Genomic DNA, 15,316 nt, shown 5'->3' with positions numbered 1-15,316 from the left:
TCGAATCAGATGCATGTCGTTTTTCGCATCTTGATTGCCAAGTTAAATTAGGCAACAAGTTGCCCAGGGCGGGCAAGATCTTGCCCAGCGGGCAAGAAGTTGCCTAATTATTCTTTGAATCCCTTGGGGGTGGGGCGCGTCGGATCCGAGTGGACTTGCTTTAAGGTATTGTTGTTATGTTATAACGTTTGTTTTTGGGGAGAGAATATCCATGCAGGCCGACACCGAGGTACAGCGACTACTGGCCATGCCCGAAGAGGCATACATGAATGAAGAGCAGTTGGCCTTCTTTCAAGCGCGCCTGCTGACCGACCAGGCCGAGGTGGAGGCGCATCTCGAAGAGGTGCGCAGGGGCATTGCCGACAACGAACGCAGTGGCGATGAACTCGATCGTGCCGCGGTAGAGGAAGAGCTGCGGCTGTTGCTGCGCCAGGCCGATCGCGAGACTCGCCTACTGCGCAAGATTCGCCAGGCGCTGCGGCGTATCGAGGAGGGCGACTACGGCTACTGCGCCGAAACTGGCCAGCCCATTGGGCTGGCGCGGCTGATGCTGCGGCCCACCGCAGAGCTATGCCTCGAGGCCAAGGAGCGCCAGGAGAAGCGCGAACACCACTACAGCAAGTTACGAGGAGACCAGTGATGCCCCACAATGCCTTGCCCGTTACCGTTCTGTCCGGCTTTCTCGGGGCCGGCAAGACCACCCTGCTCAACCATATCCTGGCCAACCGAGAGGGTCGCCGCGTGGCGGTGATCGTCAACGACATGAGCGAGGTGAACATCGATGCCGCCCTGGTGCGGGGCGGCCCGGGCAGCCAGGAGGGCGAGGTGGCCCTCAACCGGGCAGAGGAACGCCTGGTGGAAATGAGCAACGGCTGCATCTGCTGCACCCTGCGCGAGGATCTGCTGGTGGAGGTGAGCCGGCTGGCGCAGGAAGGGCGCTTCGATTACCTGGTGATCGAATCCACCGGCATCTCCGAACCGCTGCCGGTAGCGGAAACTTTCACCTTCGAGGATGAGCAAGGGAAGAGCCTCTCCAGCGTTGCCCGGCTGGATACCCTGGTCACGGTGGTCGATGGTGCCAATTTCCTCGAGCAGTACCACGAAGCGAAATCGCTGGCCGAAGCGGGTGAGAGCCTCGGCGAGGAGGACCTGCGCAACGTGGCCGATCTGCTGGTCGATCAGATCGAGTTCTGCGACGTGCTGTTGATCAGCAAGACCGATCTGATCGACGAAGCGCAACTGGCCGAGGTGAAGGCCGTGCTGCGTACGCTCAACCCCGATGCCGAGCTGATTGCCATGGCCAATGGGCAGGTGTCGCTCGACAAGGTGCTCGACACTGGCCGCTTCAGCTTCGATAGAGCCCGACTCGCACCGGGTTGGTTGAAGGAGCTGCGTGGCGAGCACGTGCCCGAAACCCAGGAATACGGCATTTCGAGTTTCGTCTATCGGGCCAGGCGCCCCTTTCACCCGCAGAAGTTCCACGAGCTGTTGCACGGAAACTGGTTTGGCGGCAAGCTGCTGCGCTCGAAGGGCTTCTTCTGGCTGGCAACGCGGCCGGAGTTCGCCGGGCAGTGGAGCCAGGCGGGCGGTATTGCCCACTACGGCTTCGCCGGCATGTTCTGGAAGGCCGTGCCAGAGTCGCGCTGGCCCACGGATCCGGAGAGCCGCGGCTATATCATGGAGCAGTGGGAGGAGCCGTTTGGCGACATGCGCCAGGAGCTGGTCTTCATCGGCCAGAACCTCGACGAGGCGAGGATACGCCAGGCGTTGGATGCCTGTTTGATCGGCGATGCCGAACTGGCGGATGGCCCTCAGGCCTGGGGCTCGTTGCCCGACCCCTTCCCGGCCTGGGAGTTACCCGGCTGAATAGAGAGGAAGATAAGCAGGCGTTATTCCAGTTGATTAATAAATGGATGCTTAATGGAAGCAGCCGGTATATCGACAAAAAAACTCGCTATTCCGGCTGTAAACCGCTTCGTTAGCGGCCATACTGGGTCTAGGTCCGCTTTAGAATCGGGCCACAGGGAATCACAAGGGAACCAGAGGTCTTCGTCATGCGCTCCTACAACCGACACTACCTCGGTGTGGCCATCTTCGTCTTTTTCTGCATTCAGCTATTGTCTATCGGTACGGCGCAGGCCAACCCCCGCTATGCGGCCATCGTGATCGATGTCGAGAGCGGCGACGTGCTGCACGCCGCCAATGCGGATGCCACCCGCTATCCTGCTTCGCTGACCAAGATGATGACCCTCTACATGCTGTTCGAGGCGCTCGAGAACGGCAGCATGCACATGAGTCAGCCATTGCCGGTATCGTCCCATGCCGCTTCCATGCCCGCTTCCAAGCTGTGGCTTTCGGCGGGCAGTAGCATCACGGTGGAAGAGGCCATCAAGGCCTTGGTGGTGCGCTCCGCCAACGACGTTGCCGTGGTGGTGGCCGAGGCGCTGGGCGGAACGGAAGCCAACTTCGGGCGCATGATGACCCAGCGTGCCAATGAACTGGGTATGCCCAATACCGTGTTTCGCAACGCATCGGGACTGCCCGATAATGCCCAGGTGACCACGGCTCGCGACATGGCCACCCTGTCGATCCGGGTGATGCAGGATTTCCCGCAGTACTACCACTACTTTTCGACACAGAGCTTCACCTATCGCGGCACCACCCATACCAGCCACAATCGGCTGGTGCGCAACTATGCCGGTGCCGATGGCCTCAAGACGGGGTTCATTCGGGCCTCGGGCTTCAACGTGGCCACCTCGGCGATCCGCGACAATCGCCGTATCGTCTCCGTCGTGATGGGTGGCTTCACCGCCGCCTCGCGCGATACTCATATGGCAGACTTGCTCGACCGTGGCTTCGCCCGACTCTCGATGCTGCAGCGCGGCGACTGGATCGCCCGGGCCGACGTGCTGGGCGACCGCATGGAGCTGCCGGAGAGTCCGCCCGCCTCGGCCCAGCAGTTGGCGGCAGCGCCGCAGGCGACCTCCACGCCTGAGGTATCCGGTACAGAGCACCGGCTCTCCTTCCAGTCGGAGATGGACATCGAGATGGGCTCCGCCGACGATCCGATCCGCGCCTTGATCGCCCAGGCCGATTCGCCACGCGCCCCCAGCGGCAACTGGGCGGTGCAGGTCGGAGCATTCAATGACCCGGATCAGGCTCGCCACTTGGCGACACGCGCGGCCGACCAGCTGGCCAGCCTGTTGAACGAAGTGCGCGTATCAGTGGCGGAATCGGACGGCGAGCGGCGCGTGTTCCGTGCCCGCCTGGTCGACCTGCAGGAGAGCGACGCCCACTCCGCCTGCAACAGCTTGCGTGCCCAGGGCATGGATTGCATGGTCGTTGCCCACTACTGAGCCGTAACCACTCGCCGACCGTACCGACGTCCCTGACGCCCCGCCCATGCGGGGCGTCAGTCGTTTGGGCCTGGTGTCCCCCGTGATGGCGTTTCAGGCCATGGCCGGATCGAGCGCCCGCTCGACCACGCTTGCAGTGCCTCCCAGGGAGATCCGCTTATCGCAGATCCGCTCGATCAGCGCCGGGTCGTGGCTCACCAGCATTACCCCGCAATGCCGCTCACGGGCCAGCTCCACCAGCAGCTCGAGTGTCTGCTGCTGGGTGATGGGGTCGAGTCGTGAGGTGGGTTCGTCGGCGAACAGGAAGCACGGCTCGAGCAGCAGCACGCGCAGGATGGCGAAGCGCTGCAGCTCGCCGCCCGAGATCTCGCTGGGGCGCCGCCCCAGCAGATTCTCGTCGAGCCCCAGGCGGGCCATCAGCGGCGCGATGGCGGCACGATCGAGGCGGTGGCGGCGTACCAGGTCGTCGAGCAAACGTGAGAGCCGCCAGTGCGGCGAGAACGCCGCTGGCGGATCCTGGTAGAGCTTCTGAAAGCCCTGTGGATGCCCCGATGCCCGATGAATCTTGCCATGGTCGGCACGCGTCACGCCCAGCAGCATGTCGCCCAGGGTGCTCTTGCCGCAGCCGGAAGGGCCGACCACGCCGACGATCTCGCCGGGACCGACCGAGAGCGAAAGGTCGCGGAACAGCTCGCGCCCGCCACGGCGTTTGACCAGGCCGCTGGCGCTCACGACAGGCGCCTGGCGCTCGCCCAGCGGCTGCGGGCGTGGCCAGCGGCTGGGCTCGGCAGCCAGCAGCCGCTGGCCGTACTCGCTGCGTGGGTGAGTGAGCACTTGCTGGGCCGGACCGCGCTCGACCACCTGGCCCTGGCGCAGGATGACCACTTCGCCGCCCAGCCGGCGGGCTACGTCGATATCGTGGGTAATGGTAAGCAGGGCGCCGCCGGCTTCGGGTGTGCGCGCCAGCAGCTCGACCACTGCATCACGCCGAGGTGCGTCGAGTCCCTTGGTGGGTTCGTCGGCGATCACGATGGGCGCGCCGCCGGCACTGGCGGCGGCAAAGGCCACCCGCTGCGCCATGCCGCCGGAGAGCTCGCCGGGCAGCTTGCTGCCCGCGTCAACCAGACCCAGTTCGGTCAGGTCGGCCCAGGCGGTCTGAAGCGCGGCGCGGCGGTCGCGTCCGGCCACGTGGCGGTGGCTCTCGGCGACCTGGAAAACGGCACGCATGGTCGGATCCAACGCATGCCAGGGCTCCTGGGGCAGCAGCGCCAGGCGGTGGCCCCACAGTGCGCGGCGTGACGCACTGTCAGCGGCATCGAAACGCTCGCCATCGATGACGAGCTGGCCCTGGGCGGCAAGCCCGCGCGGCAGCGTACCCATGATGGCCTGGGCGATCAGGCTCTTGCCCGAGCCGGTTTCGCCGAGCAGGGTCAGGCGGCTGCCGGGTCCGAGCGAGCAGGAGAAGGGCGCGATCGTGACGCCCTCGCCCCGGATCGTCAGGCCCTCGGCTTGAAGTAAGTAGGTACTCATCTCGGATCCCTTCCGGCCAGCAGGTTCAGGCTCAACACCAGCACGAACAGCACGACGATCGGCTGGGCCATGGCCCAGGGCGCTTCGTGGTAGTAGGGCAGCAGTTCGATCATCATCAGCCCCAGCTCGGCGGTGGGCGGGCGCAGGCCAACGCTGACGAAGCCCAGCGCGGCCATGGCAAGAATGGCGCTGGCGGCGCCGAAGGCGGCCAGGGTCAGCACTTGCGGTGCGAGCTCCGGCCATAAATGTCGACGGAACAGATAGAGTGGGCCGAAGCCGAGCAGACGGCTCGCCTCGAGCTGCGGCGAGGCGACCAGCACCCGCGTGCGGGCCCTGACCACGCGGAAGTACTCGATCCACAGCACCAGCGAAATGCCGACGTAAAGCGCCCAGAAGTTGCCCGGGGCGATGGCGACCAGCAACAGCACCAGCAGCAGGCCGGGCAGGGCCAGGCAGGCATCGGCCAGGCTGCCCAGCACACGGTCGAGCCAACCACCGCGCCAGCCGGCGATGACGCCGAGGATCACGCCCGGCACGGCGGCGCTGGCCACGCTGAGCAGCGCCATGCCGAACGAGAGTTGCACGGCGGACGCCAGCCGCGCCAGCAGGCTGCGGCCTAGGTGGTCGGTGCCGAGCGGTTCGGCAAGCGACGGCAGCTGCAGGATGCGGGTGAGCTGCTGGCGTGCGGGGTCGGCATCGAAGAGCCAGGGCACCAACCAGGCGAAGGCGAGCAGCAGGGCGAGCAGCAGGGCGCCGAGGCGCTGGCGGCCATTCAAGGCAGGCAGCCAGCGACGAGCGGGAGTCATGGCTAGCGTGTTCATGCGCTGCGCCTCCTGGGATCGAGCCAGTGGCAGAACAGGTCCACCACGGTATTGAGGGCGACGAACATCAGCCCCATGACCAGGGCGGTGCCCTGGATCATCGGCACGTCGCGGGCAACGATGGCATGCACCAGGGCGTGGCCGATGCCGGGCCAGGCGAACAGGGTCTCGACCACCACCACGCCCTCGATCAGGTAGACGAACTGCACGCCGAGGTAGGCGACCACCGGTACCGCGGCGTTGCGCAGGCCGTGGCGCAGGAAACTGAGGCGCTCGTTCAACCCCTTGGTGCGCGAGAAGGCGTAGTAGGCCGACTGCGACACGTCGGCCATGGCGTTGCGCGCTACCCGGCTGGAGATGGCGGCCAGCGCCAGCGCCAGGGTCAGCGCCGGGAGCACGGCATGCGCGCTGCGGCCATGGCCGGCGGCGGGTAGCCAGCCGAGCGACACCGAGAAGATCAGGATCAGTAGCAGGCCCACGGCGAAGGGCGGCAGGGCGCGCAGAACGCTGGCCGCCACTTCGCTCACGCGGTCAAGCACGCCATTGGGCTTGAGCCCGGCGATCAGCCCCAGCGGTGGACCCAGCAGCAGCGAGAGCAGCACGGCCATCGCCGCCAGGCCCAGCGAGTGGCCGAGCTGATGCCATAGCTCGGCCATCACCGGCTCGCCACTGACCAGTGAGCGGCCGAGGTCGAACTGCACCAGGTCCCACAGCCAGCCGAAGTAGGCGGTCAGCGCCGGCTGGTCCAGCGCCAGCTCGGCGCGCACCGCCTCGGCGGCATTGGTATTGACCATGTCGTGACCGTAACGCCCGGCGGCGATGCGGTAGGCCATGTCGCCGGGCAGCGAGCGGGTCAGCACGAAGGTCAGGGTGCCGACCATCCAGGCCACCAGCCCGGCCTGGAACAGGCGTTGCAGCAGCAGGCCACCGAGGCCTGCCGTCCAGCGCGGGGTCGTCCGTGAGGCCAGCGCTACGCTCATTCGCTCCACCTCAGCTCGTCGATGCGGTAGCTGCGCTCCAGCGGGTCGATGGAGAAGCCTTCCAGCTCGGCATTGACCGCGGCGGTCTGCTGGTACCAGGCCACGGGCACGACCGGCATGGCTTCGTTCAGGCGGCGTGCCACCTGCCCCGCCAGCTCGGTGCGGGCCTCGGGATCGGCCTCCTGGCGCAGGGTGTCGAGCCAGCCGGCCAGGTCGGCGTCATGCCAGCCCATGGCGCCCCAGTCGCCGCCCATGTTCTCGGGATCGGAGCCGAAGTCGTCGAGCAGGGTGCCGAGCGGGTCGGGCACCAGGCCGTAGTTGCGTGCCATCAAACCTAGCTCCAGGCTGCCGTCGCGGTGGCCGGAGGGGATCTCGCTGGCGTTGCCCACGGCGACTTCCAGCGCCACGCCGATTTCGCGCCACTGGTCCTGCAGGGCGGTGGCCACCAGCGGCAGCTCGGGGCGGTCGGAGAAGGTGCGCAGGGTCAACTCGAAAGACTCTCCGTCACGCTCGAGCATGCCGCTGCCATTGGCTTCCCAGCCCAGCTCGGCGAGCAGCTCGCGGGCCCGCTCCAGGTCCTGCGCCTCATCGGCTTCGAGGCCGAGGTGCCAGGGGCCGAGGCTGGCGGGAAACAGCTCGGCTGCGGCGGCTTCGGGATCACGCAGCAGGCCGGCGGCAATGCCTTCACGGTCGATGGCCAGGCTCAGCGCCTGGCGAGCGCGAGCATCTTCAAGCAAGGGATGTTCGGCATTGACCTTGAACACGATGGTGCGCGGTAGCGGTTCGGCATGCATTGCCAGGCGGTCATTGCGCGCCAGCCGCGCGCGGCTCGCCGGATCGAGGGTGAAGACCACGTCGGCATCCCCGCTCTCGGCCATCAGCGCGCGGGTCTCGCCCCGGCCCACCGCCAGGTAGCTGGCGCTGTCGATGGAGGGGGCTTCGCCCCAGTAGTCGTCGAAGCGCTCCACACCGAGCCGCTGCGGGGGCGCTACGCTCTCTACCCGGTAGGGGCCGGTACCGATCACCTCGGTGACACGCCCTTCGTCGTCGAAGGCGCCCGGGGCGAGGATCAGGGTGGTGGAGTGTGCCAGCAGGGCCGGCAGCGGCGCGAAGGGGCTCTCGAGTTCGATCACCACCTCGTTGCCGTCGGCCTCGATGCTGGTGATGGGCGCCGAATCGAGAATGCCCGGCTTGGCGAGGGCGTGCTGCAGGCTTGCGGCCGCCGCTTCCGCCGTCAGCGGGCTGCCGTCGTGAAAGCTGACGTCTTCACGCAGGGCGAAGCGCCAGGTCAGGCCATCTTCGCTGGGCTGCCAGGAGGCGGCCAGCCCCGGCGCGGGCTGGCCGTCGGCATCGGTGTCGACCAGTGTCTCGGCGACGCGCATGCGGGCATAGACATAGCCCGAGGTCGAGGGGTCGGCGCCGGTGATCTCCCAAGGGGCAACCACCGAGAGTGGGCGGTCGGCGGCGGCTGACAGGGGCAGCAGGGCAAGGCCAAGCAGCAGGGATCGAGATGACAGGGATCGAGAGGACAGTGGCATTGCAGGATTTTCCTTGCAGGATTCGATGAGACAGATGATGGGTGGCGCAGGCGTTTCAGCCCGGGTCCAGCGCCAGCAACAGGCGGCGCTTGCCCGGTGCGGGCTGGGGGCTGCGGTGTATCAGTCCACGCTCTTCGTTGCCGACCCAGCCACAGCCCTTCAGCAGGGCCAGGTCGCCTACGCCGAGCTGCTGGATGGCGCCAGGGTCGGCAACGATATCGGGCTTGTCCGGATGCGGGGCGCCAAGCCCCGCCCGGTTGGCGGCATGTTCGGGTAGCCACTCGCTGGCTGGGCCGGCATAGGTGCTCACCAGACGCACCGGCAGGTTGTCGACGTGGAAGCGCGGGCACATGGCGCCTTCCAGCGTGCGCAGGCGAATGCCGATGGTCTCGGTCGAGAACAAGTAGGCCATGGCCTCGGCGATGGTGGCGATGTCCTGAACCAGCGCTTCACCGGCCTGGGGGGCGGGTAGCCGGCGTGTCAGGTCCTCCTGCATCGCCTGGCCGGGGGCGCCGCGCCAGTGCCAATCGAGGCAGCGCTGGCAGCCGAGCTGTGCCTTTACGGCCAGGGCCAGGGCAGGGTCGAGCCGGCGCTCCATCACCGCCAGGGTAATTTCGTCGTCGAAGATGCGGGGCAGAACCTCGATGTCCTGACCGAACGCCCAGTGCGCGGAAATGTCAGCCGTGGTACGGGGCAGCATGTCGCCTCCTTTTGATATCCTATAACATACCATTCACGCAACGGATGGCCTCTTGGGGAGGAGCCGCAGGGAGATGATCGAAGTGACGGTTGCTAGCTGAACGCTGAGAATGATTCGTTATAACATAACGTGAAATGCCTGGCCATGCTCCTAGCGACCGTATCTATTCCGGTGTCGACCCGCCCATGGTGGAATGCGCCATTTTGAGGCGCCGCACTTGCCGCCGCTTGCGCCAGCCATTAGGTTGTTAATCATCAAGCCCCGCCGCCCTTTCGGTCGGCGGGGTGGTTTTTTGGCAGCCAGGGGTGAAGCCGAGGGGGGGGGGCACCATGTCGCCGTCATTGAGGGGAATTTTGTTCATGTGTGCCGGCGTGCTGTGCCTCGCCATTGGCGATGCCATTGCCAAGTGGCTGGGCGAAGTGCATTCGCCGCTACAGATCATTTTCTTTCGCACCCTGGTTTCGTTGCCGCTGATCGCTGTGCTGGCCCACTTCGGTGGTGGGCTCACCAAGCTGCGCACCCGCCGGCCAGGGGTTCACCTGGTGCGCGGTCTGATCTACACCGGCACCATGGGCTGCTTCGTGCTGGGGTTGACCATGCTGCCACTGGCCGAGGCAACGGCCATTGCCTTTGCTGCACCGCTGTTCGTCACGCTGCTTTCGGTGCCGCTGCTCGGCGAGCGGGTCGATCTTCAAGTCGTGGCGGCTTCGCTACTGGGCTTTGCCGGCGTGATGGTGGTGGTGCGGCCGGGCGGCGAGGGTTTCCACCCCGGTGCGTTGATCATGCTGGCCGCGGCGGTTTTCTATGCTCTGCTGATGATCACCTCGCGGCGCTACGGTGGCCGCGAACACCTTTGGGCGATGGTGTTCTACATCACCCTGGTGCCGCTGGTGATCACCTCCGTCACCCTGCCGTGGGTCTGGCAGACGCCCCATCCCTGGCATTGGCTTGGGTTCCTCGGTGCCGGGGTGATCGGGGTAGGCGCCACGGCCTGCATCACCATGGCCTTTCGCTTCGCCCCGGCGGCCATTGCCGCACCCTTCGACTACACCGCCATGCTGTGGGCGGTGCTACTGGGCTGGTGGTTCTGGGGCGAGATGCCGGATGTCTGGGTGTTCGTCGGCAGTGCGCTGATCATCGGCAGCGGCCTGGCGATCGCCTATCATGACCGTCGGACGACCCTGAAGCGCCGCCCCACGTCTTAAACGCGGTTCAATCGCCAGCGCCGCCAATGGCGAGCCACCAGCCCATGCCGGGGGGCCGCCAGCAGGGCGACGAGGAACAGGCTCGAGGCCACCAGCACGATGGTGCCGCCCGAGGCGACATCCAGCGATACCGAGAGCACCAGCCCCACCACGGCGGAGGTCACGCCGACGGCGACCGAAATGGCCAGCATGGTGGTGAAGCGGTCGGTGAGCAGGTGCGCCGTGGCCCCGGGAGTGATCAGCATCGCCACCACCAGGATGATACCCACGGTTTCCAGGCTGGCGACGATGGTCAGCGTCAGCAGCATGATCAGCCCGTAGTGGATGGCGCCGGTATTGAACCCCAGCGCCTGGGCCTGCTGCGGGTCGAAGGTGTAGAGCAGCAGCGGGCGATAGGCCAGCCAGATCGCCAGCAGTGCCACCAGGCTGGCCATCAGCGTCAGTATCAGCGCCGAGGTCTTCACGCCCAGCACGTTGCCGAACAGGATGTGCATCAGGTGGGTGCTGGTAGCGATCTTGCTGATGATCACGATGCCGAGCGCGAAAGCAGCGGTGAACATCAGGCCCATGGCGGCATCCGACTTGATGCGGGTGTGGCGCTCGATGGCGCCGATGCCCAGCGAGGTCAGTGCGCCGGTGAAGAAGGCACCGATGAAGAATGGCCAACCCAGCAGATAGGCGATGGCCACGCCGGGCAGCACCGCATGGGAGATGGCGTCGCCGAGCAGCGACCAGCGCTTGAGCACCACATAGCAGGAGAGCAGGCCACAGATCGCCCCCACCAGCACCGAGGTGAGCAGGGCGCGCTGCATGAAGCGGTATTCGAAGGGGGCAGCCAGGCTCTCGGGCAGCAGGTTGACCGCCATCATCAGCAGCGCCGTCAGGGCATCGATCACGCCCAGGGCCAGTAGCTCAAGCTGCGACACGCACACCTCCGCGCTTGGTGTCGGGTGCACCCACCGCCAAGCGAGCCAGCATGGCGTCACTGAGCATTTCATCCGGCGTGCCCATGCCGATCAGGGTACGGTTGATCAACAGTACGTTGTCGGCACGGCGGCGCGCGCTCGGCATGTCATGGGTCACCATGATGACGGTACGTCCGGCGCTGCGCTCGCGTTCGAGAGTGGCGAGGATCAACTCTTCACTGGGGGGGTCCACGCCCGCCAGAGGCTCGTCGAGCAGCAGGATCCTGGCCTGCTGGGCCAGGGCGCGCGCCAGCATCACGCGCTTCTTCTGGCCGCCGGAAAGCTCGCCGATGGGGCGTGCGGCATAGTCGGCCATGTCCACGGCTTCCAGGGCGGCCTCCACGGCCTGCCGGTGGCTGGGGTTGGCCCATTGCCGGGGCACCAGGCGCTGCCACAGCGGGTCATGGCGCATCAGGCCGTAGCGGCCGGTCAGTACGGTGTCGCGTACCGAGATGGGAAAGTCCCACTCCATGTTCTCCTGCTGGGCCATATAGGCGATGTTGCCGGCGCGGCGCTGTGCGGCGGGGCTCTCGCCGAGAATTCGCAGTTCACCACGCAGCGGTGCGAGGCTGCCGATCACCAGGTTGAGCAGGCTCGACTTGCCGGCGCCGTTGGGGCCGACGATGGCCGTCCATTGTCCTTGGGGCAACGACAGGGTGATGTCCTCGAGCACGGTCTGCTGATGGTAGGCCGCACAGAGTTGTCGTGCCTGCAGCGCCGGAACGGGATCAGTCATGTCCACCTCCCAGGGTTTCGAGCAGCAGTCGGGCGTTGTGGCGCAGCATGCCGGCATAATCCGGAGCCTCGCCCTCCGGCTCGCTGAGGGAATCGACATAGAGCGGGCCGGCGATTTTCACCTGGGTCTCGCTGGCCACGCTGCGCACGTGGCGCTCGGAAATGGTGCTTTCCCAGAAGATGGCGGCCGGTTGTTTCTCCTCGATCATGTCGACGATGCGCATGACTTGGTTCGGCGAGCCCTCCTGCTCGGCATTGTTGCCCCAGATGCCGTCGTGCTCGAAGCCGAAGGCGTCGGCGAAGTAGAGGAAGGCCGCTTCGCTGGAAATGAGCAGGCGCTTCTCCTCGGGAATGGCTGCGAGGGCTTCCGTCAATTCGTCGTACAGCGCATGTAGCGATTCTCCCAGCGCCTCGGCACGCGTCTGGAAGGCCTCGGCAGCGTCCGGCCGTGCCTCGGCGAGGGTTTCGGCGATCACTCGGGCGTACTCGGCAGCGGCACGTGGGTCCATCCACATGTGCGGGTCGACCTCGCCGGCGAAGTCGCCGGTGGCGATCGGCTGGGTGGCGTAGCCGCTCTGCTCGGCCAAGGCGATCAACGGCACGCCGTCGCCCACCGTGGCGTTGACCTGGCCGATCCATTGCTCGAGGCCGTAGCCGTTGTAGAACACCACGTCGGCCCTTTCGAGCATGATGAAGTTGCTCGGCACCAGCTCCCATTCGTGCACCTCAGCGCCGACCGGGGTCAGTACGTCGACCTGGGCATCGTCACCCGCGACCTCGCGTACCAGGTCCCCCAGCACGGAGAAGGTGGCCGCCACCCGCAGCGGTGGCTCCTCGGCATGGCTCATGCTCGATAGGGCCAGTGTGAGGGCGCTGAGCAGCATCAATCCCTTGGGAACCGGCATCGGTCACTCTCCTCTGACGGCGGAGCCGTTGAACGTTGGTTGTTTCATTACAGTGAGTTTCTAAGCGCATAGCTAGTATTTTAGCCAAGGTTAACTTGTAGGGTAGTAGGAAATTTCTATCAATGCTCAGTTGCTGCCCTATCAGTACTTTGGCTATATTGGCGCGATGACCGACTCCCCGAACGATGTGACGCCGGATCGCCTTAGCAAGGCGGACGCCCTGCCGCCAAGCGACCAGCATGCGCAGCAGTACGCCGCCGTGCGCAACGCCCATGAAACCGAGCTGCTCGAGGATTACGTGGAGCTGATTGCCGACCTGCTGAAGCATCAGGGCGAGGCGCGCTCGACGGACATCGCTGCACGCATGGGGGTCAGCCAGGCCACGGTGTCGAAGACGGTGACCCGGCTCAAGACGCTGGGGCTGGTTTCCAGCAAGCCCTACCGCTCGCTGTTCCTGACCGAGAAAGGGGAGGCGATGGCGGACATGTCGCATCAGCGCCATGCCATCGTGCTGAGGTTCTTGCGTGCCCTGGGTGTCAGCGATTACACGGCGCGAATCGACGCCGAGGGCATGGAGCACCACGTCAGCCAGGAAACCCTGGACGTCATGCAGCGCTTTACGCGCGAGCAGGAGCGTCGACGCTCCTGAGCTGGCGCCTCTCTGCGCTACGCGCCTGCCCGTTATTCAATCATCTTTTTCAATCGGCGAAGAACGCCCGGGCGGCGGCTTCCGGGTCCGGCTGCCCGCAGATCGCCGACACCACCGCCGGCCCCTTGGCTCCGGCCGCGCGCACTTGGCGGGTGTGCTCGGCCTTGAGCCCGCCGATGGCCACCGCCGGCAGGGGGCTTGCCGCCACCAGTGACGCCAGGCCGTCGAAGCCGAGCGGCGTGGCATGGTTGCGCTTGGTCGAGGTGGCAAACACTGGGCCGAGGCCGAGATAGTCCAGTGTGGCCGGGTCGAGGCGTGAAAGCTGGTCGTGGTTCTGGACCGAGAGGCCAAGAATGGCCTTCTCGCCCAGCTCGGCCCGGGCCGCGGCCACGTCGCCGTCGTCCTGGCCGATGTGCAGGCCGTCGGCGCCGCTCGCCACCGCCACTGCCAGGCGATCGTTGATGATCAAGGGTACGCCGCTGCCGGCCAGCGCCGCCTTCAGGCGCCGCGCCTGATCGATCATCTCGCCATCGGAGGCCTGCTTGTCGCGCAGCTGCACGACGGTAACGCCACCGCGCACCGCGGCCACCACGGTTTCCACCAGGCCATGGCGGGCGCAGAGTTCGGGGTCGGTTACCAAGTAGAGAGAGAGGTCGAGGTGCATCGTATCACCGGAAGATTGGTGGGCCCTCCATGTTACCCCCTCGTCGTAGTGGCGTCAGGGGGCGGGGCTGGCGGCACCCAAAAAACGATCCTGCCAGTAGTCGATATGCAGCGGCACGCTTACGACCTTACGGCCACTGCCCGGGGCGTGGATCATCTGGCCGTTGCCGCGGTAGATGCCCACGTGAGTGGCCTTGCGCCGGTCGCCGAAGAACAGCAGGTCACCGGGTTGGGCACGGTCGACGGCCGGCAGGGCGCGGTACTGCTCGTCGGCGGTTCGCGGTACCTTGATACCCGCCGAGCGGTAGGCCATCTCCACCAGGCCCGAACAGTCGAGCCCCTCCGCGGAATTCCCACCCAGGCGATAGGGGGTGCCCAAGGCACTCTTGGCGGTGGCGAGTATCAGCGCCCGCTCGATGGAAAGGGCATCCGAGCCGGGCCGCGGGTCATGGGTGGCCAGGTCGCGGCTGGCGCAGCCGGCCAGCAGTGCCAGCGCAAGCAGGCAGGTCAAATAGCGCAGCAGGCGCCGGGCGCCGTGATGGGAAGGCCTCGGTGTAAGCGGAGATAACCAGAACGGGATCGACATCGGCAGTCGCTCTACGCAGCGGTACTTTTCCTACTTTAGCGCGAACCGTGCGTCCATGGCAGCCGCTCGTCGCTGGAAAAACGTCGAAGCGATCCGCATCATCGTGGCTACGTATGCGATAGCAAGGGAGAGAGACAATGAGCTTCAAGGGAGAGCAACACCCCGGCGTGAAGGCCCCGACGGCGGAGTCGCAGGGTTTTCGCCTCAATCACACCATGCTGCGGGTCAAGGATCCGGAAAAGGCGCTGGCCTTCTACACCCGTGTGTTCGGCATGCAGGTCCTGCGCCGGCTCGATTTCGAAGAGCTGGGTTTCTCGCTCTATTTCCTGGCCAAGCTGAACGCGAACGAGCAGGCGCCCGAGGACGAGGGCGAGCGCACGGTCTGGACCTTCCGCCAGAAGGGCCTGCTGGAGCTGACCCACAACTGGGGCACCGAGAGCCAGGAAGACTTCGCCTACCACGACGGCAACGCCCAGCCCCAGGGCTTCGGCCATATCTGCTTTTCGGTACCGGACCTCGAGGCCGCCGAGGCGTGGTTCGACGCCAACGAGGTGGAATTCGTGAAGCGCTCCGACCAGGGCAAGATGAAGGACGTGGTGTTCGTCAAGGACGTCGACGGCTACTGGATCGAAGTGGTCCAGGCCGACCGCCTGGCCGCCCTGGGGGATTGATCTGATCCCGGG

General features: G+C 66.0%; 16 protein-coding genes. 6 read left to right on the top strand and 10 right to left on the bottom strand.

Annotated elements, in window-relative coordinates:
* Positions 1–211: 211 nt before the first annotated feature.
* The 3 genes from dksA (at position 212) to ACUY1T_RS20370 (ending at position 3,356) form a co-directional block, all read left to right on the top strand.
* Positions 212–640 carry an RNA polymerase-binding protein DksA gene (dksA, locus tag ACUY1T_RS20380; protein ID WP_446025395.1) on the top strand — a complete coding sequence of 143 codons (429 nt, stop codon included), beginning with the start codon at positions 212–214 and terminating at the stop codon, positions 638–640.
* A complete protein-coding gene (gene zigA, locus ACUY1T_RS20375) occupies positions 640–1,866 on the top strand; it encodes a zinc metallochaperone GTPase ZigA (protein ID WP_446025394.1) in 1,227 nt (408 codons plus the stop codon). The genes dksA and zigA overlap by 1 nt, the downstream gene beginning before the upstream one ends.
* A 188-nt stretch (positions 1,867–2,054) precedes the next feature.
* Positions 2,055–3,356: a D-alanyl-D-alanine carboxypeptidase gene (locus ACUY1T_RS20370; protein ID WP_446025393.1), complete on the top strand. Its 1,302-nt coding sequence runs from the start codon at positions 2,055–2,057 to the stop codon at positions 3,354–3,356.
* A gap of 93 nt (positions 3,357–3,449) precedes the next feature.
* Here ACUY1T_RS20370 and ACUY1T_RS20365 read toward each other — a convergent pair whose 3' ends face one another.
* Genes ACUY1T_RS20365 through ACUY1T_RS20345 form a run of 5 tightly spaced genes read right to left on the bottom strand, consistent with a single transcriptional unit; the run spans position 3,450 to position 8,925 of the window.
* Positions 3,450–4,886, bottom strand: coding sequence for an ABC transporter ATP-binding protein (locus ACUY1T_RS20365; RefSeq protein ID WP_446025392.1), 1,437 nt, complete (start codon positions 4,884–4,886; stop codon positions 3,450–3,452).
* Positions 4,883–5,707 (bottom strand): ABC transporter permease, encoded by an 825-nt coding sequence (locus tag ACUY1T_RS20360; RefSeq protein ID WP_446025391.1) that lies wholly within the window; start codon positions 5,705–5,707, stop codon positions 4,883–4,885. The genes ACUY1T_RS20365 and ACUY1T_RS20360 overlap by 4 nt, the downstream gene beginning before the upstream one ends.
* The gene (locus tag ACUY1T_RS20355) at positions 5,704–6,687 is read right to left on the bottom strand and encodes an ABC transporter permease (protein ID WP_446025390.1); all 984 of its coding nucleotides are present in this window, start codon (positions 6,685–6,687) and stop codon (positions 5,704–5,706) included. Before ACUY1T_RS20355 ends, ACUY1T_RS20360 begins: the two co-directional genes overlap by 4 nt.
* Positions 6,684–8,225 (bottom strand): ABC transporter substrate-binding protein, encoded by a 1,542-nt coding sequence (locus ACUY1T_RS20350; protein ID WP_446025389.1) that lies wholly within the window; start codon positions 8,223–8,225, stop codon positions 6,684–6,686. The genes ACUY1T_RS20355 and ACUY1T_RS20350 overlap by 4 nt, the downstream gene beginning before the upstream one ends.
* Before the next feature lie 55 nt (positions 8,226–8,280).
* A complete protein-coding gene (locus ACUY1T_RS20345) occupies positions 8,281–8,925 on the bottom strand; it encodes a DUF1826 domain-containing protein (protein WP_446025388.1) in 645 nt (214 codons plus the stop codon).
* 329 nt (positions 8,926–9,254) lie between these two features.
* Here ACUY1T_RS20345 and ACUY1T_RS20340 point away from each other — a divergent pair, with 329 nt between their 5' ends.
* Positions 9,255–10,130, top strand: coding sequence for a DMT family transporter (locus tag ACUY1T_RS20340; protein ID WP_446025387.1), 876 nt, complete (start codon positions 9,255–9,257; stop codon positions 10,128–10,130).
* On the opposite strand, the gene ACUY1T_RS20335 is transcribed toward ACUY1T_RS20340, so the two are convergent.
* From ACUY1T_RS20335 to ACUY1T_RS20325, 3 genes are read right to left on the bottom strand one after another with little or no spacing between them, the layout of a single operon-like run.
* The gene (locus ACUY1T_RS20335; RefSeq protein ID WP_446025397.1) at positions 10,127–10,999 is read right to left on the bottom strand and encodes a metal ABC transporter permease; all 873 of its coding nucleotides are present in this window, start codon (positions 10,997–10,999) and stop codon (positions 10,127–10,129) included. The two genes, ACUY1T_RS20340 and ACUY1T_RS20335, sit on opposite strands and share 4 nt — an antisense overlap.
* Positions 11,000–11,042: 43 nt before the next feature.
* Positions 11,043–11,831, bottom strand: coding sequence for a metal ABC transporter ATP-binding protein (locus ACUY1T_RS20330; RefSeq protein WP_446025386.1), 789 nt, complete (start codon positions 11,829–11,831; stop codon positions 11,043–11,045).
* The gene (locus ACUY1T_RS20325) at positions 11,824–12,735 is read right to left on the bottom strand and encodes a metal ABC transporter solute-binding protein, Zn/Mn family (protein ID WP_446025385.1); all 912 of its coding nucleotides are present in this window, start codon (positions 12,733–12,735) and stop codon (positions 11,824–11,826) included. Before ACUY1T_RS20325 ends, ACUY1T_RS20330 begins: the two co-directional genes overlap by 8 nt.
* A gap of 166 nt (positions 12,736–12,901) precedes the next feature.
* On the opposite strand from ACUY1T_RS20325, the gene mntR reads away from it, so the two are divergent.
* A complete protein-coding gene (mntR, locus tag ACUY1T_RS20320) occupies positions 12,902–13,384 on the top strand; it encodes a manganese-binding transcriptional regulator MntR (protein WP_446025384.1) in 483 nt (160 codons plus the stop codon).
* A gap of 49 nt (positions 13,385–13,433) precedes the next feature.
* On the opposite strand, the gene thiE is transcribed toward mntR, so the two are convergent.
* Positions 13,434–14,048 carry a thiamine phosphate synthase gene (gene thiE / locus ACUY1T_RS20315; protein WP_446025383.1) on the bottom strand — a complete coding sequence of 205 codons (615 nt, stop codon included), beginning with the start codon at positions 14,046–14,048 and terminating at the stop codon, positions 13,434–13,436.
* Positions 14,049–14,102: 54 nt separating this feature from the next.
* Complete coding sequence (locus ACUY1T_RS20310) at positions 14,103–14,633, bottom strand: C40 family peptidase (protein ID WP_446025382.1); 531 nt, start codon at positions 14,631–14,633, stop codon at positions 14,103–14,105.
* Positions 14,634–14,770: 137 nt separating this feature from the next.
* On the opposite strand from ACUY1T_RS20310, the gene gloA reads away from it, so the two are divergent.
* A complete protein-coding gene (gloA, locus tag ACUY1T_RS20305; protein WP_446025381.1) occupies positions 14,771–15,304 on the top strand; it encodes a lactoylglutathione lyase in 534 nt (177 codons plus the stop codon).
* Positions 15,305–15,316 lie beyond the last annotated feature (12 nt).

The sequence above is a fragment of the Billgrantia sp. Q4P2 genome (genome assembly GCF_052806135.1).
The sequence above is the reverse complement of the archived record's forward strand: the minus strand, read 5'-3'. Positions and strand labels throughout refer to the sequence as shown.